Here is a 20,140-nt window from a genome sequence, read left to right on the forward strand (position 1 = left end):
GCGGGCCGCCCGCTACGCGGCCGGAGTCAGCTCGGGCCGGCCGAACAACAGCGCGTAGCCGGAGGGGAGTTGCCGCAGAATGCGGGTCACCAGGTCGGGGCCCGCGTGGGCCGAGACGGCGGCGAAGACAGATCCCGTGTCCCAGCGGGTGGTGGCCAGGGAGGCACCGGTGCGGGTCGCGAGGTCCTTGACGAAGGCCCAGCCGCCGAGGGGCTTGGTGTCGGGTATCTGGGCGGTGAGGATACGAGCGGCTTCGTGGGGCAGGCGTGCGGCCAGTTCGACGCGTTCGTCACCGGTCAGCTGGCGCCCCAGTCCCCCGAGGACGAGGCGGACCGCCTCCTCGGCCCGCTCGCGGGTGGGATAGGCGCCGTCGTAGCGGACCTTCTCCAGCATCTGTTCGTAGGCGGGACTGTAGGTCTGCTGCTGGAGCGATGAGCGTGACTCGGACATCACTGCGGTGGTTGCCTTTCTGTCACCGGTTTCGGGGTGCCGCCGTGCGGTCACCGGGGTTTGCGGTCGGTCGGGCCGGCTGGGGGCGGCCGAACAGGAGGTCGTAGCCCGCCGGGAGCTGGAGCAGGATTTCCTGGAGCAGGCCGTCGTCGGCGATGTCGGCGACCGTGCTGAGGACGGCTCCGATGTCCCAGGCGGCGGTCTGCTCGGTGGCCCCGTCGATCCAGGCCGCCGTCGCGCGCACGAAGTGCTCCGAGGACAGCGGCTCGGCACTGCGCAGAGGATCGCGCAGGATCTTGGCGAATTCCTCCGGCAGGCGTGCCGCCAGCCGGTCCCGTACCTCGCCGGCCAGGTGGGCGCCGAGGAGGGCGAGCACCACACGCGCCGCTCGGTCGGCTTCCTGCCAGGTGTCGTATCCACCGCGTTCCCGCACTGTGCCGAGGAACGCTTCCCGCTGGAGAGTCGTCACGTCTGCCGCCACCCTTCTGGGCCAAGGGGAGCGGGGGACGGGCAGGGGGAATCAGATGCCCGTCCTCCGCCGCTTGCTGCTCTCGTCCGGCCGGATCAGCTGGTGATCTCCTTGCGGTCGGAACCGGACCGGATGGCGATCTTGCGCGGCTTGGCCCGCTCGGTGATCGGGATGCGCAGGGTCAGCACACCCGCGTCGTAGTCGGCCTGGATGTTCTCGGTGTCCAGGGTGTCGGCGAGCATGATCTGCCGCGAGAAGACGCCCAGCGGCCGTTCCGACAGCTCCGTCTTGACGCCTTCCTTCGTCGCGGGGCGCCGCTCGGCCTTGACGGTCAGCATGTTCCGTTCGACGTCGATGTCGATCGCGTCGGGGCTGACGCCGGGGATGTCGAAGGACACGACGTACTCGTCGCCCTCGCGGTAGGCGTCCATGGGCATCGCGGTGGGCCGCGACCAGGTGCCCGGACCCATCAGCTGCTGGGCCAGCCGGTCGAGCTCACGGAAGGGGTCGGTGCGCATCAACACTGGAAGAACACCTCCTTGTTGGTCGTGGGCAGTTGCTGCCAATGCGCCTCAATGAAGTTGTAACATGTCATCGAATGGATGACAAACAAGATGTCGTCCAAAGGATGACACCGCACTGAGAGCCACCGAGAGGGAGGTGCCATGACCCCGGCCGACCGAACGGCCCCGACCGACGCCGACGCGAACCGTCCGGCGTCCTTCCTCGCCGCGGCGACAGCCCTGGAGACCATCGACGAAGTCCTTCGTGCCGCCCGGCAGCAGGTCCCCGACGACACGGCGAGCCATGAGATCGGCCTGGAGCAGGCCCTCGCCTCCCTGCTGCTGCTGAGGCGGGTCCGCGAACAGCTGGCCGGCTGGGAGACCGGCCTGATCGAGGCCGCCCGGGGCGTCGGCGCCAGCTGGGCCGATCTCGCCGACCCGCTCGGCGTCGCCAGCCGCCAGGCCGCGGAGCGCCGCTATCTGCGGGGGCGGCCGGGCCCCCCGGGAACCACCGGTGAACAGCGCGTCCAGGCCACCCGCGAGCGCCGCGCCGCGGCCCGCGCCACCGCCGGCTGGGCCCGGCGCAACGCGGCGGACCTGCGGCGTATCGCCGGTCAGATCGCGGCGCTCACCGACCTGCCCGCGGCGGCCCGCACCCCGCTCGGCGAGCTCCACGCAGCGCTCGCCCGCGACGACCCCGCCGAGCTGATCCGCCCGCTCACGGCCACCCGCCCGCACCTGACCGGCACCCATCCGGACCTCGCCGAGCAACTCGACACCCTCACCCCGCCCTGACCGGGCGCCGGGGCTGTCCGCGCGTTTCCTCGGACCTGCGGCCGAGGGGTCGTCCTCGTGGCTCCGGCAGTCGTATGGTTCGGGGTGATTTATGGTGGCTCAAGGAGTATGTCCCACCGGAGGTGCAATGATGCGCGCCGCGGCAGCGACCGTATCTCTGGCTGTCAGCGTGGCGCTCATCGTCGCGGCAACGGCGTGCGACCAGGACGGCACGGAGAAACCGGACGTCCGCTACGGCTCCTGCGCGGTGTCCGGGAAGTACGGCGAGTTCCATCTCTCACCCCGCACGGCGGGTGCCCTGACGGTCAAGACGACGTTGCCGGCGCCCGGCTGGTGGAACGGGCAGACCCCGGCGACGGTCAAGAGCGGCTACGAGTACTGCATGGCCGCCAACATCGCCTACCGCTCAGGACTCGACCGGCTGAAGGTGGAGAACGCGCCCTTCCCGGTGGTCGTCTCGGGCCGCACCGAGAACTTCGACCTGGCCCTGGCCCAGATCACCATCACACCGGGGCGGCGCGAGGTCGCCGACTTCTCGCCGCCCTACCTCTCCTCGACGCTGGGCGTGCTGATCCGGAACGGCGAGGACATCAACCAGGACAACATCAGCGGGGTCCGGATCGGCGTGGCCGAGGGCACCACGGGCGAGGAGTTCGTCGAGGACCGCATCAGGCCGACCCAGCCCGTCGTCTCCTACCCCAACGACCCCGAGATGGTCGAGGCGCTGGAGCTGGGCCGGATCGACGCGGTCGTCCACGACACGACGATCCTGCTGGCGTACCCGCAGGAGAAGGAGAGCCGGGTACGCCTGATCGGCCAGTACCGGACCAACCAAGGCTACGGCGCCCTGTACCCGAAGGGCTCGCCGAACCAGGACGAGCTGGACCGGATCATCAAGCAGCTCATCGACGACGGGACGCTCGCCAAGCTGTCGGCCGTCTACCTCGGCTCTGCCTTCGGCCGGGACCCGGCCAAGATCCCGTACCTCAAGGTCGTCCCCGGTTCCTGAGCCCGCACAAGGGCCGAACAAGGGCCGAACAAGGGCCGCACAACGGCCTGCGAGGGCCTTCACAGGTCCTCCGCCATGAGAAACGCCCCGAGATCGCCCGCGGCCCCGCCGTCCAGCGACTGCTCGGCCCAGATGATCTTCCCGCGGTCCGCGTACCGGGTCCCCCAACGGCGGGACATCTGCGCGACGAGGAACAGACCCCGGCCGCCTTCATCGGTGGAGGCCGCCCGGCGCAGATGCGGTGAGGTGCTGGTGCCGTCGGCGACCTCGCAGATCAGGCTGTCGCGGTCGTGCAGCAGCCGCAGCCGGATGGGGCTCGCCCCGTAGCGGATGGCGTTGGTGACCAGTTCGCTGAGGATCAGCTCGGTGGTGAAGGCCGCCTCGCCGAGCCCCCAGTCGGCCAGTCTGCGGGTGGCCTCGGCGCGGATACGGGGGACCGCCGCGGGGTCGGCGGGCACCTCCCACTCGGCGATCTGGTCCGGGTCCAGCAGCCGGGTGCGGGCGACGAGCAGGGCGACATCGTCACCCGAGCGGGTGCGCAGCATGGCGTCGAGCACCGCCTCGCACGTGTCGTCGGGACTGGCGCCCTCGGTCTGGGCGAGTGCCTCGCGCAGCACGCCGAGACCGATGTCGATGTCCCGGTCGCGGGTCTCGACCAGCCCGTCGGTGTAGAGCACCAGCCGGCTGTCGGCGGGCAACTGCAGCTCGGCCGTCTCCACCGGCAGCCCCCCTCCCACGCCGAGGGGCGGGGCGACGGGGATGTCCGGGAAGGTCACGGAGCCGTCGGGGGTGACCAGAGCCGGACCCGGGTGACCGGCCCGGGCGAGCACACAGCGACCGGAGACCGGGTCGTAGACGGCGTACAGACAGGTGGCGCCGGTGACTGCGTCGGTCTTGCCCTGGGCGGCCGCGTCCTCGTCGATCTGGGTGATCAGGTCGTCCAGGTGCGCCAGCAGCTCGTCCGGCGGCAGGTCCAGGGAGGCGAAGTTGTGCACCGCGGTGCGCAGCCGCCCCATGGTCGCGGCGGCGTGCAGCCCGTGCCCGACGACATCGCCGACCACCAGCGCCACCCGGGCCCCCGGCAGCGGGATGACGTCGTACCAGTCACCGCCCACACCCGCCTGCGCGGGCAGGTACCGGTGCCCGACCTCCAGGGCGGACAGCTCCGGGAGCGCGCCCGGAAGCAGGCTGCGCTGGAGGGTGACGGCGGTGGTGTGCTCGCGGGTGTAGCGGCGGGCGTTGTCGATGCACACGGCGGCCCGCGCGGCCAGCTCCTCCGCGGGGGACAGGTCGTCCGGCTCGAAGGGGTCCTGGTCCGAGCGCCAGAACTCCACCACCCCGAGCAACTGGCCGCGCGCCTGCAGCGGCACCGAGATCATGGAGTGGATGCCCTGGGCGATGACCTTCGCGGCCCGCTCCGGGTCCTGGGACTGCCACGCCGTGGCCGTGGCGAGGTCGGCGACCAGGACCGGCCGCCCGGTGGTGACGCCGATGGCCACCGGGTTGTCCGGCACGAACCGCAGCAGCGTCCCGACGGGGTGAAAGGGCGCCGGTTCCCGGGTGCCCGCGACCGCGATCCGGCGCATGTCCAGACGCGCCCCCGACGGCTCGTCGCCGCGCAGCACGGGCTCCACCAGTTCGACGGTGGCGAAGTCGGCGAAGCGCGGGACGGCCACCTCGGTCAGCTCCTCGGCGGTGCGCTTCATGTCGAGGGTGGTGCCGATCCGGGTGCTCGCCTCGTAGAGCAGTTGCAGCCGGCCGCCGGCCACCTCCGCGCGCCCGGCGAGGGCGCGCAGCTCCGTGGTGTCCCGCAGCGTGGCCACGCTGCTGCCCTTCTGGCCGACGGGGCGGACATTGACCGCGAGCAGGGTGTCCCCGGCCAGGAAGACCTGGTCCGTGGCCGCCCGGCCCGACGTCAGCAGTTCCGCCAGGGACGGGCTCAGCCCGAGTTCGGTCACCGGCTTGCCCTCGGCCTCCGGGGGCAGGGTGAGCAGTCTGCGCGCCTCGTCGTTGACCAGCAGCAGCGTCCCGTCGCCGTCCAGGATGATCACGCCTTCCCGGACCGCGTGCAGCACCGCGTCGTGGTGCTCGTACATACGGGTCATCTCGACCGGGCCGAGCCCCTGGGTCTGGCGCAGCAGGCGCCCGCTGACCAGGGCGGAGCCGCCCGCGGCCAGCAGCAGCGCGAGACCGCCGGCGGCGAAGATCACCGGCAGCTGGTGCTGCACCACACTGGTGACCTTGTCCACGGTGACGCCGACGGTGACGAGGCCGACGGCCGTGCCCTTCTCGTCGAACACGGCGACCGTCGAGTCGACCGCCTTGCCCAGGCTGCTGTCGAACGTGGTCTGGTGGGGTTCGCCGCCGAGCGCCTCGTTGTAGGAGGCGGAGACGTGCTTGCCGATCTGGTCGGGGTCGGGGTGGGTCCACCGGAAGCCGTAAGGGCTGAGCGCCACGACGTAGTCGACACCGGTCTTCTTGCGTACCGCCTCGGCATGTGGCTGGAGGGCCGCCGTCGGGTCGTCGCTCTGCATCGCCTCCGCGGTGCCGGGGGCGTTCGCGAAGGACTCGGCCGCCACCAGCGACCGGTCGCGGGCCTCCTGGATCGCCCGGTTGCGGTCCTGGATCACCAGTGCCACCACAGCGGTGGCGATGAGCAGCAGGACGACCACGAACTGCAGCAGGAACACCTGACCGGCGACGCTGCGCGGCTTGAGCAGCGTCAGCGCGCGTCGGCGCGCCGATGGGCGACCGGCCTCCGGCCCGGGCTCCGGTGGTGGCCCGGCCCTCGGCGGCTCTCGGTCGTCGCTACGGCTCGCTGGAGCTGTTCGCCCAAGTTTGCCCATTTCCTCAGTATCAGTGACCGGCCCGACGGGCGCGGCTCAGGAGGTGCGCTCGGGCCGGTGATGTGCTGTCGGGGGAGTCACTCGTACGGGGGTATGTGTGCGGCCGGTCGTCCCCCGGGGCCGCGTGACGAACCGTCCTGCGGCGAGGCCTCCCTGCGCCGACGGGGGGCGATATCGGGTCCACCTGGTGCGGGACTCCTTCTTGGCAGTGAGCAGTCAGGCGGATAACGTGCCTCGACCGTGTTCTCCCGAAGTTCTCCCGAACTGTCGAACTGTCAGTCGACCTGCGTGAGAGGACCGATATGTCCGCACGTCACAGAGCCGCGGCAACCGCAACCCTGGCCGCCGCCGCACTGGTCACCCCCCTCCTCGTCGCCGGGCCCGCCACCGCGGGCGCCGACCACTCGAGCTGGGCACACCGGGGTGACGCACTGGCGAGGAAGCTCGTCAAGGAGTCCACAGCCAAGGGCGCACAGCTCCACCTGAAGGTGTTCCAGGCGATAGCCGACCACAACGGCGATACCCGCGTGGCCGGTTCCAAGGGACACAAGCTGTCGGCCGCCTACGTGGAGGCCGTGCTCAGGGCCTCGGGCTACAAAGCCACCAAGCACGAGTTCGACTTCGTCTACACCGACGAGATCGCCGAGACCCTCGCCGTGGTCACCCCCACCCCGCGCGACATCCCCATCGAGCTGATGGCCTACACCGCCAGCGGCCCCGAGGGCGGCGTGACAGCGGACGTGGCCGTCGCCCCCGTGGACGCCGACGGCACCAACGGCTGCGAGGCCACGGACTTCGCGGACGGCGCCTTCACCGGGAAGATCGCCCTGATCAAGCGCGGCGGCTGCACCTTCGCCGTCAAGCAGGCCAACGCCCACGCGGCGGGCGCGGTCGGCGCCGTGATCTACAACAACACCGAGGGCACGCTCAACGGCACCATGGGCGACCCGACCCTCGGCAAGATCCCCACCGGCGGGATCACCCAGGCCGACGGCGAGGCACTGGCCGCTGAAGCGGCCGACGGCCCGGTGCGGGTCACCCTCGACATCCGCGAACTGCGCGAGAACCGCACGACCTTCAACCTCGTCGCGGAGACCCGCGGCGGCGACGCGGACAGCACCGTCTTCCTCGGCGCGCACCTGGACTCGGTCAGCGAGGGACCGGGCATCAACGACAACGGCTCCGGCTCGGCCGGCATCCTCCAGGTCGCCCAGAAGCTGGGCAAGTCCCAGTACAAGATCAAGAACAAGGTGAAGTTCGCCTGGTGGTCGGCCGAGGAGTTCGGCCTGCTGGGTTCGGAGGCCTATGTCGCCGACCTCACCGAGGCACAGAAGAAGCAGATCAAGCTGTACCTGAACTTCGACATGATCGCCTCGCCGAACGCCGCCTACTTCGTCTACGACGGCGACGACTCGGACGGCGTCGGCGCCGGACCCGGCCCCGAGGGCTCGGCCCAACTGGAGAAGGGGATCACGGACTTCCTCGACTCCAAGGGCATCCCGCACGAAGGCACCGACTTCACCGGCCGCTCCGACTACGGTCCGTTCATCGAGGTCGGCATCCCCTCCGGCGGCACCTTCACCGGCGCGGAGGGCATCAAGACCGAGGCGCAGGCCGCGAAGTTCGGCGGACAGGCGGGGGTGGCGTACGACGTCAACTACCACGGCACGGGCGACGACATCCACAACATCGACATGCGGGCGCTGGACGTCAACATCGACGTCATCGCCGATGCCGTCGGCCACTACGCCTACGACCTCAAACCGCTGAGCCGGCCGGTGCGTTCCACCGCGACGGACGGGGACGCGGGCAGCGGCGGCGGCCTGCACGACGGCCACGGCCTGGTGACCGAGTAACCGGCCCGGGAGCTGCGACCCCGCCCGGGGTCGCAGCGCACGGCGGGAGTCACTCCGCCTCCCGCACGGGAGTTACCCCGCCTCCCCCTCCAGCACCCGCCGCGCCGCCTCGGCCTCGGCCGCCGGGGGAGACAACTCGTCGAGGGTGTCCAACTCGTCGTCCGAGGCCAGCTCCCGTTCCCAGGCGTCCGCGAGACGCTCTTGCTCCTCGCGTGGCCTGGCGCCTACGGCCTCGCGCTGCTCGGGGTCCAGGACGGCCAGGAAGCGTTCGACCGGGTCGGTGCGCATACGGTGCTCCTTGTCACGAGAACGGGTGCCGCGCCGCCCAGCATCGCCGAACGCCCTACCCGTGGGCCGACCGACACCGCCCGGGCCACTCCGTTGGCCTCATGCCGCCAGCGGTCGCGCCGTGACGACGAGATTGGCCTGGTAGCCGCCGCGCTCCGGAACGAACGGCGGGGCACAGGTGATGAGCGTGAGCACGGGTGCGCCGGTCCGGCGGAACACGGAGGACGGCAGGTCGTCCTTGGACACCGTCGTCCGTGAGGCGACCCGGTAGACGACGGGCTCGGCGCCGGTGCGGCGCACTTCGACGCGATCGCCGGGGCGTACGTCGTACAGCGCGGCGAACTCGCCCAGCGCACCGGTCTCGCTGTCGACGTGCCCGACCAGTACCGCCGATCCCCGCACGCTCCCCGGTGCGGGCCCGAAGCGGTACCACCCGGCCCGCTCGGGATCGGCCGGTACGGCCACGGCGCCCTCCTCCGTCACCCCGACCGGACGGATCCGGGCGTCGAGGCCGGCCGCGGGCACGCGTACGCGCTTAGGCGGCGCGGAACGGCCCGGCGCCGCCGTGGCGGCCGACCGGGCCGGTGCGCCCGCCGTCGGTCCGAAGTCGACGGGAGGCGCGTCCGGTGCGGCGGCGGTGGACCCCGTGAGGAGGGCCGCCGCCACCGTCAGCGGGATCAGCGCCGCCGTGCGGGCACCGCCACGCCGGGCGTTCTCAGACACGGCGGCGCGAGGCGCGGCGGGCCACCAGCAAGCTCAGCGCGACCGTGCCGCCCGCCGCCGCCCAGGCGATCCACTCGCCGGAGGAGTTGGTGGCGACGGCGGCACCGTTGCCGCCCGCGTGGACGGCCTGGGGCGCCGATTCCATGCCCTCGAAGGTCTGCGTGGCGAGGGCCAGGTTCTTGTCCTCGGCGCTGCCCCAGGCGTACACGACGTTGCTGGTGCCCTCCTCCAGATCGAGGTCGGCCGGGCCTATGACCACGGTGTCGGTGCCCGCCGCCACGACATCGGCGGAGACCGAACCGGCGTCCACCTCGGTGAGCTGCTCCTTGGGGTTCTCCAGCCCCTTGAACACCGGCTGTCCACCGGCACGCACGTCCACGGCGGGGGCGGCGGCCACATGGCGGACCGTCAGGCGTGCCTTGCCCGCGTCGACCTTCGACACGTCGTTGACGAAGGCCGTCAACTGCGGGGTGCCGTCGGCGGACAGGTGCGCCGCGACGGTGGCGTTGGCCCCGGCGGGCACCTCGATCTTCTTCTCTATGGCGGGTTCGCCGTCGGGACCCTTGCCCGCCTCGAAGACCTGGATGTCGTAGGTGCCCGCGACCAGGGGCTGCGGGTCGGTGACCGTGCCGGGCTTGAAGTCGCTGAGGAGTTCGTCGCCGTTGGCGTAGACGTCCACGGTCAGTCCGGGAACGCCGTGGAAGACGGAGACCATGGCCTTGTCGTTCTCGGCGGCAGTGGCGGGGGTGACGGTGACGCCGAGCGCGAGGGCGCAGGCGCCGGCCGCCGTGGCGATGGTGAGGGAGGTGCGGGAGATCATCAGGATCAGTCCTTGGAGGGGAGAGGTGCGGTTTCCAGCACCCGGCGCAGGCGGTGCAGGCCGCGACGGGTGTGGCTCTTGACGGTGCCCAGCGGCATTCCGGTGCGGTCCGCGATCTGGGCCTGGGTGAGGTCCTCGTAGAAGGCGAGGCCCAGTACCTGCCGCTGGTTGCGGGGCAGGCGGGCGAGTCCGTCCAGCAGGACGACCCGGTCGAGCACGTCGTCCAGTGCCGCGCTGTCGGGCCGTGGTGTGCCCGTGGCGTGCGCGGCGGAGTCGACGAGGGTGAGGCGCCGGGTCCGGGCGGCGAGCGAGTCGACGATCTTGCGCCGGGTGATGCCGACGAGCCAGGCGCCGAGCGGCCCCCGGTCGGGGCGGAATCCGGCGCGGCCCCGCCAGGCGCCGATGAACACCTGCTGGGTCACGTCCTCGGCCTCGTGGGTGTCGCCGAGGGAGCGGGTGGCCATGGTGCGGACCAGTCCGCCCCAGTGCCGGTAGATCGCCGCGAAGGCGTCCTCGTCGGCGGCGTGCAGACCGCGTCCCAGTTCGTCCTCGTCCATGGCCCGGTTCCTTCCGCCCTGTGCGTGTCCTCCCAGTGTTTGAATCGAAAACGACGCAGACAACACGCATCGGTTGTGCGTCGTTTTCGCGGCGTAGGCTGACGGCATGGAGGAACACCGGGAGGACATCGCGAGCGGCGGCCTGACCACGGGCGAGGTCGCCAGACGGCTCGGCGTCGCCCCCACCACGGTCCGGTCCTGGGACCGCCGCTACCGCCTCGGCCCGGACACCCGTACCGGCGGCAGGCACCGCCGCTGGACCCCCGCGGACGTGGCCAGGCTGGAGCGCATGTGCGCCCTCACGGCCACCGGAATGGCGCCCGCCGAAGCCGCCCGCCTGGCCCGGAGCGGCGAGCCCGTCGACGTGGAGAGGGCGGCACCGTCACGGGATCACCGCAAGGCCGGAAGCGGACTGAGCCTGGGCGACGCCCGCCAGGAGTGCAAGGGCATCGCACGCGCCGCCCTGCGCCTCGACGCCGCCGCCCTGGACGACCTCCTGGCGGCCGCGATCGACAGGCACGGACTGATCACCGCCTGGACCGAGGCCATCGTGCCCACCCTCCAGGCCGTGGGCCGCAAGTGGGAGCGTTCGGGCGAGCGTTACGTCGAAGTGGAGCACTTCCTGTCCTGGCACGTCTCCTGCGCCTTGCGCCGAGGCCTGCTGCCCGCCGCCGTCGACCGCCCCGGCGCCACCACCCTGCTCGCCTGCGTACCGGGCGAGAACCACACCCTGCCGCTGGAGGTCCTGGCCGCCGCACTGGCCGAACGCGGGCTCCCGGTGCGCATGTTCGGCGGTGCCGTACCCGTCGAGTCGCTCGTCGCGGCCGTACGCAGGACCGGACCGGCCGCGGTCGCCCTGTGGGCCCAGTCCCGCACCACGGCCAGCCCACCCCTGGCCCAGCACGTCGCCGCCATGGGGTGGGGCGTACGAGGGGCCCGCAGGCATCCGGTGGTCCTCACCCTGGGCCCCGGCTGGGCGGGCCGGGCCGTGGCGGGCCTGTCCCGCCCCAGAGGGCTCGCGGAAGCCGTCGCGGCCCTGGAATCGGTCGTACGAACGGACTCGTGATCTCCGGGTGTACGAACGCTCGTGATCCCCCGTCAGTCCCGGCCGCGGGCCCGCTTGAACCGGGCCAGACCGTCGGCGAGGTCGATGAGCGGCGTCGGGTAGTCGTCGGGCCGCTCCCGCCCGCTCAGCCGCCACGGCTCGTGGACACGGCCGTCCTTGACGTCCCCCAGCTCCGGTACCCAGCGCCGCACGTACTCGCCGCGCGGGTCGAACCGCTTGCCCTGCACCACGGGGTTGAGCACCCGGTGAGGACGCGTGTCGGTGCCGGTTCCGGCGACCCACTGCCAGTTGAGCTGGTTGTTGACGATGTCGCCGTCCACCAGCAGCTCCAGGAAGTGCCGGGCGCCGACGCGCCAGTCGACGTAGAGCGTCTTGGTCAGGAAGCTCGCCGCCAGCAGGCGCGCCCGGTTGTGCATCCAGCCCTCGTGGCGGAGCTGGCGCATGGCCGCGTCGACGACCGGATAGCCGGTACGGCCGTCCCGCCACGCGGCGATGTCCTCGGCCGCCTCCTCCTCGGACCGCCACCGGTCGTCCCGCGTGCGGTAGTTCCGGCGGGAGGCGTCGGGCCGGGCCGCCATGACCTGGTGGTGGAAGTCGCGCCAGCACAACTGCCGTACGAACGCCTCCGCTCCCGGCCCCGCGTGCGCGTGGCGGGCCCGGTGGACCAGCTCCACCGGGGAGAGGGCACCGAAGTGCAGGTACGGCGACAGGCGTGAGGTCGCGTCGCCCGCCAGGTCGTCGTGCTGGTCCTCGTACGCGGCCAGGTCGTTGCGGAGCCACCGGGTCAGCCGGTCGCGGCCCTCGCTCTCGCCCCCGGCCGGAAGGCCGGGTGAGACGCCCCGCACCTCGTCCCGGGACGGCAGCGGCTCGCCGCGCACCGCCTCGGGAACGCGGACGGTCCGGGGCGCCGGGCTGATGTCCCGGAGCGGTTCCCGCGCCCAGCGCCGGAAGTACGGGGTGAACACGGCGTAGTGGTCGTTGCCGGAGGGGGTCACCGCGCCGGGCGCGACGGCGGTGGTGACGCAGTCGTGGACGTGCAGGTCGATGCCCTGCCCGCGCAGTCCGTCCCGCAGCCGTTCCTCCCGGCGGTGGCCGTAGCCCGTGGCGGCGGCCGCCAGGTGCACCTCGGTCACCCCGCACTCGGCGGCCACCGCGCGCACCTGCCCGACCAGCGGGCCCGAACGCACCACGAGCCGACCGCCGCGATCGCGCAGCGAAGAGTCGAGATCGGCGAGGCAGTCGGCGAGGAAGGCGGTCCGGTTGGGCGCGTCGAAGCCGGCCGCGTGAATGCCGGGGTCGCGGACGAACAGCGGCACCACTTCGTCCGCGGCCCGCAGTGCGGCGCGCAGCGGCGGATGGTCGTGCACGCGCAGGTCGGAGGTGTACAGGACGACCGCGACGGTCATGGGGTGCTCCTGGAGGTGCGATGTCCGCTACTGAGGCACTCTTCTGCCGTTGTGCGACCGGTGGATGCGGTCCCCGGTGGCGGAGTTCCGCCGTGCCGCGGCCTGGGTGATGTTGCGGGCCATGCCGCCGAAGACGACCGCGTGGAAGGGGGAGACGGCCCACCAGTAGGCGTGGCCCAGCAGTCCGCGCGGGTGGAAGAGAGCGCGCTGCCGGTAGTGGGTGCCGCCCCTGTCGTCCGTCTCCGCGCGCATCTCCAGCCAGGCCAGGCCCGGCAGCCTCATCTCGGCGCGCAGGCGCAGCAGGCGCCCGGGTTCGATCTCCTCGACCCGCCAGAAGTCCAGCGAGTCACCCACGCGCAGACGTTCGGCGTCCCGGCGCCCGCGGCGCAGCCCGACCCCGCCGACGAACCGGTCGAGCCAGCCCCGTACGGCCCAGGCGAGCGGGAAGGAGTACCAGCCGTTGTCACCGCCGATGCCCTCGATCACCTTCCACAGCGACTCGCGCGGTGCTTCGACCGTCCGCTCGCGCTCGTCCTTGTACAGGCTGCCGCCGGCCCAGTCGGGGTCCGTGGGCAGCGGGTCGCTCGGGGCGCCGGGGAGGGCGGCGGAGGACCAGCGGGTGGCGACCTGCGCCTCCCGGACCCGGCGCAGGGCCAGGCGCAGGGCGTCGTCGAAGGAGAGCGGGCGGCCCGGCAGGTCGGGGACGTACCGGGCGATGTCGTGCTCCTGGCAGACGACTTCGTGGCGCAGCGACTCGGTGAGCGGCCGGGCCAGGGAGGCGGGGACCGGGGTGACGAGGCCGACCCAGTGGCTGGACAGGCTCGGGGTGAGGACCGGCACCGGCACGATCAACCGCCGGGGGAGTCCGGCGACGGCGGCGTAGCGGCACATCATGTCCCGGTAGGTGAGGACGTCCGGCCCGCCGATGTCGAAGGCACGGTCGACGTCGTCCGGGAGCGTGGCACAGCCGACCAGGTAGCGCAGGACGTCACGGACCCCGATGGGCTGGGTGCGGGTGTGGACCCAGCTCGGGGTGACCATCACGGGCAGCCGTTCGGTGAGGTAGCGCAGCATCTCGAAGGAGGCCGAGCCCGAGCCGATGACGACGGCCGCGCGCAGCACCGCGGCCGGCACCGGTGAGTCCAGGAAGATACGGCCCACCTCGGCCCGGGACCGCAGGTGCGGCGACAGCTCCCGCTCGGGGACGTCCGCCGGGGTGAGTCCGCCGAGGTAGACGATGCGGCGGACACCTGCCGCATGGGCCTGTTCGGCGAAGACGCGGGCGGCCCGGCGGTCGGTGTCCTCGAACCCCGAGCCACTGCGCAGCGCGTGCACCAGGTAGTACGCGACATCGACGTCCCGCATCGCGGCGGCGACCGACTCGGCGTCCGTGACATCGCCCCGGACCGTCTCGACCTGGCCCGCCCAGGGGTGGTCGCGGAGTTTGTCGGGGGAGCGGGCCAGGCACAGCACCTGATGTCCGGCCTCCAGCAGTTCCGGGACCAGCCGTCCGCCGACGTATCCCGAGGCTCCGGTCACCAGGCAGCGCAGACGCGGTGTGCCGTGCGGTCCGTCAGTGGTCATGGTCGGTCCTCCACGGGATTCTCCACGGGTCCGTACGGCACTTCGGCGCGGGCGCGGCTCATGGATGCGGGGTCCGGTCGGCCTCACCCGTCACCGGGGCGGCCGTACGGACGGCCCGGCCGCTGACGGTGAGCGGCTCCGGGGCGGCGAGGCGGGCCAGTGCGCGGCGCGACAGCAGGGTGATCAGGGGTGGCAGGCCCGCGCGGACGAGTGGGGCGGCGTGCAGTGAGCGCGGCACGTAGACCGTCGGCCTACGGCGTTCCACGGCCGTCACGAGCCGGTCGGCCACCTCGGCGACGGGGTGCGGCTCGCGTAGCGACGGCGGCAGATGGCCGCGCAGCTCGCGCAGGACGGGGTGCTCGTCGGCGTCGCGGACCCTGCCCGTGGCGGTCCGGCCGACGTAGGCGATCCCCACGCCCACCCGCCGGTGGGCGATTTCGGCGCGCAGCGCGTGCGCGAACGACTCGACGCCGGCCCTGGAGGCGCAGTAGGCGCTCATCGTCGGCGCCGCGACGAGCGAGGCGATCTGGAGCAGATAGCCGCGGGTGGTGAACAGGTCCGGCAGGAAGGCCCGCGCGGTGACGGCGCTGCCGACGAGGTTCACCTCCACCACCCGGCGCCACACCGCGAGGTCGGCCTCGGCGAACAGGCCCTGCCCGGTGGTGCCCGCACCGGCGATCAGCACCGAGGGCGGGCCGAACCGGGCGCGGATCGCGGCGGCGACGCGGAACATCGCGGCGTCGTCCGTGACATCGGCCTCCCAGCACTCGGCCGCACCCGGCAGCGCGTCCCGGACGTGGACGAGCGCTTCCCGCTCGCGGTCGATCAGGGCCACCCTCGCACCCCGGTGGGACAGCTCCAGGGCGAGCCCCGCGCCGAGGCCGCGGGCGGCTCCCGTGACGACGGCGGTGCGGGCGTACAGGGGCCCGCGGACGACCGACATGGGAGCCTCCATTCCGCGAGGCGGCACTGGCCCGGTCCACGCTAGGGGCGGACCGGGCCGTCGGCATGTCGGAGCGGCTACCGAGAGGACCCGGTCCCGGCGCCGTCGCGGGCCAGGGCGCTGGGCCACCAGGCGCGGGGCCCGATGTCGATCACGAGGGCGGGCACCAGCAGCGACCGGACCACGAGCGTGTCCAGCAGGACGCCGAAGGCGACGATGAACGCGATCTGCACCAGGAAGGCCAGCGGAATGACCATCAGCGCCGCGAACGTCGCCGCGAGGACCACACCGGCCGAGGTGATGACACCGCCGGTGGTGGTCAGCCCGCGCAGCACCCCTCGCCGGTTGCCGTGGACGAGGGCCTCCTCGCGGACCCGGGACATCAGGAAGATGTTGTAGTCCACGCCGAGCGCCACCAGGAATACGAACCCGTACAGCGGCACCGAGGCGTCCGTGCCGCTGAAGCCGAAGGCGTGCTCGAAGACGAGGGCCGAGACCCCCAGCGTGGCCAGGAAGTTCAGGGCGACGGTCGCCACCAGCAGGACGGGCACGAGCAGCGAACGCAGCAGCATCATCAGGATCAGCAGGATGATCGCCAGCACGATCGGGACGATCACCGTGCGGTCGTGCGCGGAGGTCTCCTGGATGTCGTACTGCTGCGCCGTGTACCCGCCGACCAGGGCGTCCGCGCCGGAGATCGCGTGCAGATTCTCGCGGAGGCGTGCGACGGTCTCCTTGGCCGCGTCGCTGTCCGCGGCGTCCTTCAAGGTGGCGTCGATACGGACCCGGCCGTCGACGACGAGCGGTTCGCCCCCGCCGGGGCGCCCGGACGCGGACACCGCACCCGCCGAGGCCACGCCCTCGGTGTCCCGCGCGGCGGCGGTCACCTCGGCCGCCCGGCCGGCGTCGGCGATGATCACCGCGGGGTTGCCGGACCCGCCGGGGAAGTGCTCGCTCAGCGTGCGCTGCGCGGCGACCGAGGGAGCGTCGTTCACGAAGATCTCGTTGAGCGGCACGCCCTTGGAGGACAGGGTGGGGGAGAAGGCGGCGAGGACGCCCAGGGCCAGGGCGGTCACGATCCAGGTACGCCGGGGACGGCGGTCGACCGTCGCGGCGACCCGGCGCCACACGGGGCTGCCGTTGGTGGCCGGCTTCGCCCGCGAGGGCCAGTAGGCGGCCCGGCCGAGCAGGGCCAGGACCGCGGGCAGGAAGGTGAGCGTGGTGAGCACCGAGCAGCCGATGCCGATCGCGCCGACGGGGCCGAGGGCGCGGTTGTTGGTGAGGTCGCTGGCGAGCAGGGCGAGCAGGCCGAGCGCCACGGTGGCGGCGCTGGCGGTGATCGCGCCGAAGGAGCGGCGGACGGCGTAGAGGGCCGCCGTGCTCTTGTCGCGGCCCTCGGCGAGTTCCTCGCGGAAGCGCGCGGCGAGCAGCAGCGCGTAGTCGGTGGCCGCGCCGATCACCAGGATGGAGAGGATGCCCTGGACCTGGCCGTCGACGCGGACCACGTCCCGCTCCGCCAGCGCGTAGACGACGGCGCAGGCCAGGGCGAGGGCGAAGACGGAGCTGATGATGATCAGGAAGGGCAGCAGGACGCTGCGGTAGACGAGCAGCAGGATCAGCAGCACCGCGAGGAGCGCCACCCCCAGGAGCAGGCCGTCGACGCCCGAGAAGGCGTCCGACAGATCGGCCTGGCTCGCCGCGGGACCGGCGATCTGCGCCTCGGTGCCCGGCACGCCGTCCGCCGCCTCGCGTATCGCGTCCAGTGCGGCGGGCAGGTCGTCGGCGAGGTCGGGATCCAGCTGGACGACGGCCTGCAGGGCGAGGCCGTCGTCGGAGGGCAGGGCGGGGGAGGGCTGTCCGACGACACCGTCCTGCCCGGCGAGTCCGGCGACGGCCCGGGTCGCGGCCGTCCGCTGCGCCTCGCTGACGCGGTCGCCGTCCGCCGTCCAGACCACGATGGCGGGCATGGTCTCGGACTGGTCGAACGCCTCACGGGCCTTGAGTACTTGGGTGGACTCGGCGCTCTTCGGCAGGAACGAGGTCTGGTTGTTGGTGGCGACCTCGCCCAGCTTGCCCGCGTACGGGCCGAGCATGCCGCCGACGCCCAGCCAGACGAGCAACAGGGCGAGGGGCGCCAGCCACCGGGCCCAACGCGGTGCGATTCTCATGAAGGTTCCCAGCGGTCGGACGAACTGATTCGACGGTAAAGTATCTCAATCATCGAGCGACTTTATACTGAGGGCATGAGTGATCACCGCGCCCCCTCGCCCTCTCTTCCGGGGGAGGACCCGACAGGGTTGCAGTCCTTCGCCGTTCTTCTGCGGCGGATGAACAGCGAGTTCAACCGGATCGCTCAGGAGTTCGCGCAGACGCAAGGGCTCCACCCGACGGACATCCAGGCCCTCGTCGCGGTCCTGGACGCCGACCCTGCCGAGGGCCCCATGACTCCGAGCCGGCTGCGCAAGGAGCTCAACCTCACCTCCGGCGCCATGACCGCGTGCATCGACCGGCTGGAGCGGTCGGGGCATCTGCGGCGCGAGCGGTCCGTCGACGACCGCCGCGTCGTCCACCTGCACTACGCCGAGGCGGGCCGGAGCCTGGCCCGGGACTACTTCGGACCGCTGGCCCGCAGTACGGACACCGCGCGCGGCCGTTTCACGCCGGACGAACTGGGGGTCGTCGTACGGTTCCTGTCCGAGATGAACCGGGAGCTCGCAGTGCTCCGACAGGGCGCCGGCGGGGAGCAGGGCGACGCATAGCTCCGTGCACGACTGCTGCGCTCGCGGCTACCAGCGAGTACGCTCCTGATCCGTTGTCATGAACCCGTACGGGCCGGGGAGCGGGTGGACTCGTACGGGCCAGGGAGCGGGTGGACCCGTACAGGCCAGGGAGCAGGAGGACGCGTGGCCGACGACACGCTGACGGATTTCGCGCGGGAGCCCTTCACCCACGCCGGCCGGACCCATCCCGTCCTGCGCTCCGGCACCGGACCGGCCGTGATCGTCATGGCCGAGATCCCGGGCATCACCCCGAAGGTCGCCCGTCTGGCACGGCGGGTGCGCGACATCGGCTGCACTGTCGTCATGCCGGACCTGTTCGGCGTCGCCGGACGCGATCCGGATCCCCGTGCCCACGGATGGGCCGGGGCCGCGATGACCGGGCTGCGCGCCGCCGCGCAGATCTGCGTGAGCCGTGAGTTCACCGTGCTCGCCTCGGGCCGCACCTCACCCGTGGTCACCTGGCTGCGGGCACTCGCGGCCCATGAGCACGAGCGGTGCGGCGGGCCGGGGGTCGGCGCGCTCGGCATGTGCTTCACCGGCGGCTACGCCCTCGCCATGGCCACCGACGAACGCCTCCTCGCGCCGGTGGTCTGCCAGCCCTCCCTCCCCCTCGCCGTCACCGCGCGCAAACGCCGGTCCCTCGACCTCTCTCCCACCGACCTCGGCGCCGTCCGGCAGCGCTGTGCGGCGGGCCTGACCGTGCTCGGCGTACGCTTCCGCGGCGACCGGATCGCCCCCGCCGACCGCTTCGCGCTGCTGCGGGAGGAACTCGGCGAGGCGTTCCTCGGAATCGAGATCGACGACAAGTCCGCGAACCCCGAGGCACGACTGCCCCCGCACTCCGCCCTCACCGAGCACCTGATCGACGAACCCGGCCAGCCCACCCGCGAGGCCCTGGACCAGGTCCTCGACCATTTCCGTGCCCGGCTGCTGGCGTGCACCGCCTGATCCGGCCGACCTGTTCCACTCGGCCCACGGCGCGTCTTCTGCTGAAGTACTGTGCCATGACTGATCGGCCTTTGACGCTCATGGCGGTACACGCCCACCCCGACGACGAAGCCACCGGAACCGGAGGGGTGCTGGCGCGGTATGCGGCGGAAGGCGTCCGTACGGTTCTGGTGACCTGTACGGACGGCAGCTGCGGGGACGGACCGGGGGGTGTCAAACCGGGTGACCCCGGGCACGACCCCGCCGCCGTCGCCCTGATGCGCCGTCAAGAACTCGAAGCCAGCTGCGACGTTTTGAAGATCAGCCATCTCGAACTGCTGGGCTACGCCGACTCCGGAATGGACGGCTGGCCGACGAACGACGCCCCCGGATCCTTCTGGCAGAGCCCCGTTCAGGAAGGCGCGACCCGGCTCGCGGCGCTGATGGAGCACTACCTCCCCGACGTCGTCGTCACCTACGACGAGTACGGCTTCTACGGCCACCCCGACCACATCCAGGCCCACCGCATCACCATGGCGGCCCTGGAACTGACCGGGCTGAACCCGAAGGTGTACTGGACCACGGCGCCCCGCTCGCAGATGCGCCGCTTCGGCGAGCTCATGCGCGAGGCCGACCCGAACCTGCCGGAACCGGACCCCGCCGAGGCCGAGGTGCTGGCCAGGATCGGCCTCCCCGACGACGAGATCACCACCTGGGTCGACACCACCGCCTTCAGCGACCAGAAGTACGACGCCCTCGCCGCCCACGCCAGCCAGGGCGAGAACATCTTCTTCCTCAGGATGGGCAAGGAACGCTTCGCCGAACTGATGGGCGTGGAGACCTTCCTGCGCGTCCGGGACACAACGGGGGCGGCGGTTCCCGAGGACGACCTGTTCGCCGGGCTGCGCTGAGCCGGCTCGCGTTCCGGTGCACCCGGTGCCCGGCGGCACGCCGCCCCGGGCACCGGTCCGAGGCGGCCGCTGTTGCTCCGAGTGGAGCAGTGCGGTCGTGCGGGTGATTCGGGGGCGGCGGAGGCTGGCGGTTGTGTCCTCGCTGGTCATGGGCGGGGCACAGCCCTGCCAGCTGTCTCCCGGGCCGCTCGTGTCCGGGGGCGCCAG

At 72.4% G+C, this 20,140-nt stretch carries 19 protein-coding genes; 7 read left to right on the plus strand and 12 right to left on the minus strand.

Translation table 11 applies throughout. The features are described 5' to 3' along the window. Nucleotides 1-12: 12 nt before the first annotated feature. From ACZ7L7_RS31515 to ACZ7L7_RS31525, 3 genes are all read right to left on the minus strand, one after another. Nucleotides 13-450 carry a DUF2267 domain-containing protein gene (locus ACZ7L7_RS31515; protein WP_471431301.1) on the minus strand — a complete coding sequence of 146 codons (438 nt, stop codon included), beginning with the start codon at nt 448-450 and terminating at the stop codon, nt 13-15. A gap of 22 nt (nt 451-472) precedes the next feature. Continuing rightward, nucleotides 473-919, minus strand: a complete 447-nt coding sequence (locus tag ACZ7L7_RS31520; protein ID WP_453598712.1) for a DUF2267 domain-containing protein — start codon at nt 917-919, stop codon at nt 473-475. Nucleotides 920-1,014: 95 nt separating this feature from the next. Continuing rightward, nucleotides 1,015-1,443: an Hsp20/alpha crystallin family protein gene (locus ACZ7L7_RS31525; RefSeq protein WP_285514005.1), complete on the minus strand. Its 429-nt coding sequence runs from the start codon at nt 1,441-1,443 to the stop codon at nt 1,015-1,017. Between the two features lie 141 nt (nt 1,444-1,584). Between ACZ7L7_RS31525 and ACZ7L7_RS31530 the strand changes: the two genes are divergently transcribed. Beyond that, a complete protein-coding gene (locus ACZ7L7_RS31530) occupies nt 1,585-2,217 on the plus strand; it encodes a type III effector protein (protein WP_453598709.1) in 633 nt (210 codons plus the stop codon). 130 nt (nt 2,218-2,347) lie between these two features. Further along, nucleotides 2,348-3,226: an ABC transporter substrate-binding protein gene (locus tag ACZ7L7_RS31535; RefSeq protein WP_285514003.1), complete on the plus strand. Its 879-nt coding sequence runs from the start codon at nt 2,348-2,350 to the stop codon at nt 3,224-3,226. Nucleotides 3,227-3,285: 59 nt separating this feature from the next. Here the strand turns inward: ACZ7L7_RS31535 and ACZ7L7_RS31540 are convergent, their stop codons facing one another. Continuing rightward, on the minus strand, nt 3,286-6,072 hold the full coding sequence (locus ACZ7L7_RS31540; RefSeq protein WP_471431299.1) for a SpoIIE family protein phosphatase: 2,787 nt from the start codon (nt 6,070-6,072) through the stop codon (nt 3,286-3,288). 302 nt (nt 6,073-6,374) lie between these two features. Between ACZ7L7_RS31540 and ACZ7L7_RS31545 the strand changes: the two genes are divergently transcribed. Next, nucleotides 6,375-7,928, plus strand: coding sequence for a M28 family metallopeptidase (locus ACZ7L7_RS31545; protein ID WP_472077734.1), 1,554 nt, complete (start codon nt 6,375-6,377; stop codon nt 7,926-7,928). Nucleotides 7,929-8,000: 72 nt separating this feature from the next. On the opposite strand, the gene ACZ7L7_RS31550 is transcribed toward ACZ7L7_RS31545, so the two are convergent. From ACZ7L7_RS31550 to ACZ7L7_RS31565, 4 genes are all read right to left on the minus strand, one after another. Continuing rightward, entirely contained in the window at nt 8,001-8,216 is a 216-nt protein-coding gene (locus ACZ7L7_RS31550; RefSeq protein WP_285514000.1) for a hypothetical protein, read from the minus strand. Nucleotides 8,217-8,315: 99 nt separating this feature from the next. Continuing rightward, complete coding sequence (locus ACZ7L7_RS31555) at nt 8,316-8,939, minus strand: class F sortase (protein WP_472077735.1); 624 nt, start codon at nt 8,937-8,939, stop codon at nt 8,316-8,318. Further along, nucleotides 8,932-9,759 carry a DUF4397 domain-containing protein gene (locus tag ACZ7L7_RS31560; RefSeq protein WP_285513998.1) on the minus strand — a complete coding sequence of 276 codons (828 nt, stop codon included), beginning with the start codon at nt 9,757-9,759 and terminating at the stop codon, nt 8,932-8,934. The genes ACZ7L7_RS31555 and ACZ7L7_RS31560 overlap by 8 nt, the downstream gene beginning before the upstream one ends. 5 nt (nt 9,760-9,764) lie before the next feature. Then, nucleotides 9,765-10,316 carry a sigma-70 family RNA polymerase sigma factor gene (locus ACZ7L7_RS31565; protein ID WP_453598698.1) on the minus strand — a complete coding sequence of 184 codons (552 nt, stop codon included), beginning with the start codon at nt 10,314-10,316 and terminating at the stop codon, nt 9,765-9,767. A gap of 106 nt (nt 10,317-10,422) precedes the next feature. Here ACZ7L7_RS31565 and ACZ7L7_RS31570 point away from each other — a divergent pair, with 106 nt between their 5' ends. After that, nucleotides 10,423-11,382 (plus strand): MerR family transcriptional regulator, encoded by a 960-nt coding sequence (locus tag ACZ7L7_RS31570; protein ID WP_472077736.1) that lies wholly within the window; start codon nt 10,423-10,425, stop codon nt 11,380-11,382. A 32-nt stretch (nt 11,383-11,414) separates the two neighbouring features. On the opposite strand, the gene ACZ7L7_RS31575 is transcribed toward ACZ7L7_RS31570, so the two are convergent. From ACZ7L7_RS31575 to ACZ7L7_RS31590, 4 genes are all read right to left on the minus strand, one after another. Beyond that, nucleotides 11,415-12,788, minus strand: a complete 1,374-nt coding sequence (locus ACZ7L7_RS31575) for a cryptochrome/photolyase family protein (protein WP_472077737.1) — start codon at nt 12,786-12,788, stop codon at nt 11,415-11,417. A 27-nt stretch (nt 12,789-12,815) separates the two neighbouring features. Then, nucleotides 12,816-14,372: an SDR family oxidoreductase gene (locus ACZ7L7_RS31580; RefSeq protein WP_285513994.1), complete on the minus strand. Its 1,557-nt coding sequence runs from the start codon at nt 14,370-14,372 to the stop codon at nt 12,816-12,818. Between the two features lie 58 nt (nt 14,373-14,430). After that, nucleotides 14,431-15,315, minus strand: coding sequence for a short-chain dehydrogenase/reductase (locus ACZ7L7_RS31585; protein WP_453598691.1), 885 nt, complete (start codon nt 15,313-15,315; stop codon nt 14,431-14,433). 77 nt (nt 15,316-15,392) lie between these two features. Beyond that, complete coding sequence (locus ACZ7L7_RS31590) at nt 15,393-17,483, minus strand: MMPL family transporter (RefSeq protein ID WP_453598688.1); 2,091 nt, start codon at nt 17,481-17,483, stop codon at nt 15,393-15,395. Between the two features lie 75 nt (nt 17,484-17,558). On the opposite strand from ACZ7L7_RS31590, the gene ACZ7L7_RS31595 reads away from it, so the two are divergent. From ACZ7L7_RS31595 to ACZ7L7_RS31605, 3 genes are all read left to right on the plus strand, one after another. Continuing rightward, nucleotides 17,559-18,074, plus strand: coding sequence for a MarR family winged helix-turn-helix transcriptional regulator (locus ACZ7L7_RS31595; RefSeq protein WP_471431290.1), 516 nt, complete (start codon nt 17,559-17,561; stop codon nt 18,072-18,074). Between the two features lie 144 nt (nt 18,075-18,218). Then, nucleotides 18,219-19,043, plus strand: coding sequence for a dienelactone hydrolase family protein (locus tag ACZ7L7_RS31600; RefSeq protein ID WP_453598684.1), 825 nt, complete (start codon nt 18,219-18,221; stop codon nt 19,041-19,043). A gap of 56 nt (nt 19,044-19,099) precedes the next feature. Further along, nucleotides 19,100-19,933 (plus strand): PIG-L family deacetylase, encoded by an 834-nt coding sequence (locus ACZ7L7_RS31605; protein WP_453598681.1) that lies wholly within the window; start codon nt 19,100-19,102, stop codon nt 19,931-19,933. The last annotated feature ends 207 nt before the right edge of the window (nt 19,934-20,140 follow it).

Source organism: Streptomyces sp. NPDC110618, assembly GCF_055657065.1.

Bases quoted from the DNA above. Each gene is read 5' to 3' on its own strand.
- ACZ7L7_RS31605 (WP_453598681.1), top strand. From the start codon at position 19,100: ATGACTGATCGGCCTTTGACGCTCATGGCGGTACACGCCCACCCCGAC.
- ACZ7L7_RS31595 (WP_471431290.1), top strand. From the start codon at position 17,559: ATGAGTGATCACCGCGCCCCCTCGCCCTCTCTTCCGGGGGAGGACCCG.
- ACZ7L7_RS31590 (WP_453598688.1), bottom strand. From the start codon at position 17,483: ATGAGAATCGCACCGCGTTGGGCCCGGTGGCTGGCGCCCCTCGCCCTG.
- ACZ7L7_RS31515 (WP_471431301.1), bottom strand. From the start codon at position 450: ATGTCCGAGTCACGCTCATCGCTCCAGCAGCAGACCTACAGTCCCGCC.
- ACZ7L7_RS31570 (WP_472077736.1), top strand. From the start codon at position 10,423: ATGGAGGAACACCGGGAGGACATCGCGAGCGGCGGCCTGACCACGGGC.
- ACZ7L7_RS31560 (WP_285513998.1), bottom strand. From the start codon at position 9,759: ATGATCTCCCGCACCTCCCTCACCATCGCCACGGCGGCCGGCGCCTGC.
- ACZ7L7_RS31530 (WP_453598709.1), top strand. From the start codon at position 1,585: ATGACCCCGGCCGACCGAACGGCCCCGACCGACGCCGACGCGAACCGT.
- ACZ7L7_RS31585 (WP_453598691.1), bottom strand. From the start codon at position 15,315: ATGTCGGTCGTCCGCGGGCCCCTGTACGCCCGCACCGCCGTCGTCACG.
- ACZ7L7_RS31575 (WP_472077737.1), bottom strand. From the start codon at position 12,788: ATGACCGTCGCGGTCGTCCTGTACACCTCCGACCTGCGCGTGCACGAC.
- ACZ7L7_RS31540 (WP_471431299.1), bottom strand. From the start codon at position 6,072: ATGGGCAAACTTGGGCGAACAGCTCCAGCGAGCCGTAGCGACGACCGA.
- ACZ7L7_RS31550 (WP_285514000.1), bottom strand. From the start codon at position 8,216: ATGCGCACCGACCCGGTCGAACGCTTCCTGGCCGTCCTGGACCCCGAG.
- ACZ7L7_RS31545 (WP_472077734.1), top strand. From the start codon at position 6,375: ATGTCCGCACGTCACAGAGCCGCGGCAACCGCAACCCTGGCCGCCGCC.
- ACZ7L7_RS31535 (WP_285514003.1), top strand. From the start codon at position 2,348: ATGCGCGCCGCGGCAGCGACCGTATCTCTGGCTGTCAGCGTGGCGCTC.
- ACZ7L7_RS31565 (WP_453598698.1), bottom strand. From the start codon at position 10,316: ATGGACGAGGACGAACTGGGACGCGGTCTGCACGCCGCCGACGAGGAC.
- ACZ7L7_RS31580 (WP_285513994.1), bottom strand. From the start codon at position 14,372: ATGACCACTGACGGACCGCACGGCACACCGCGTCTGCGCTGCCTGGTG.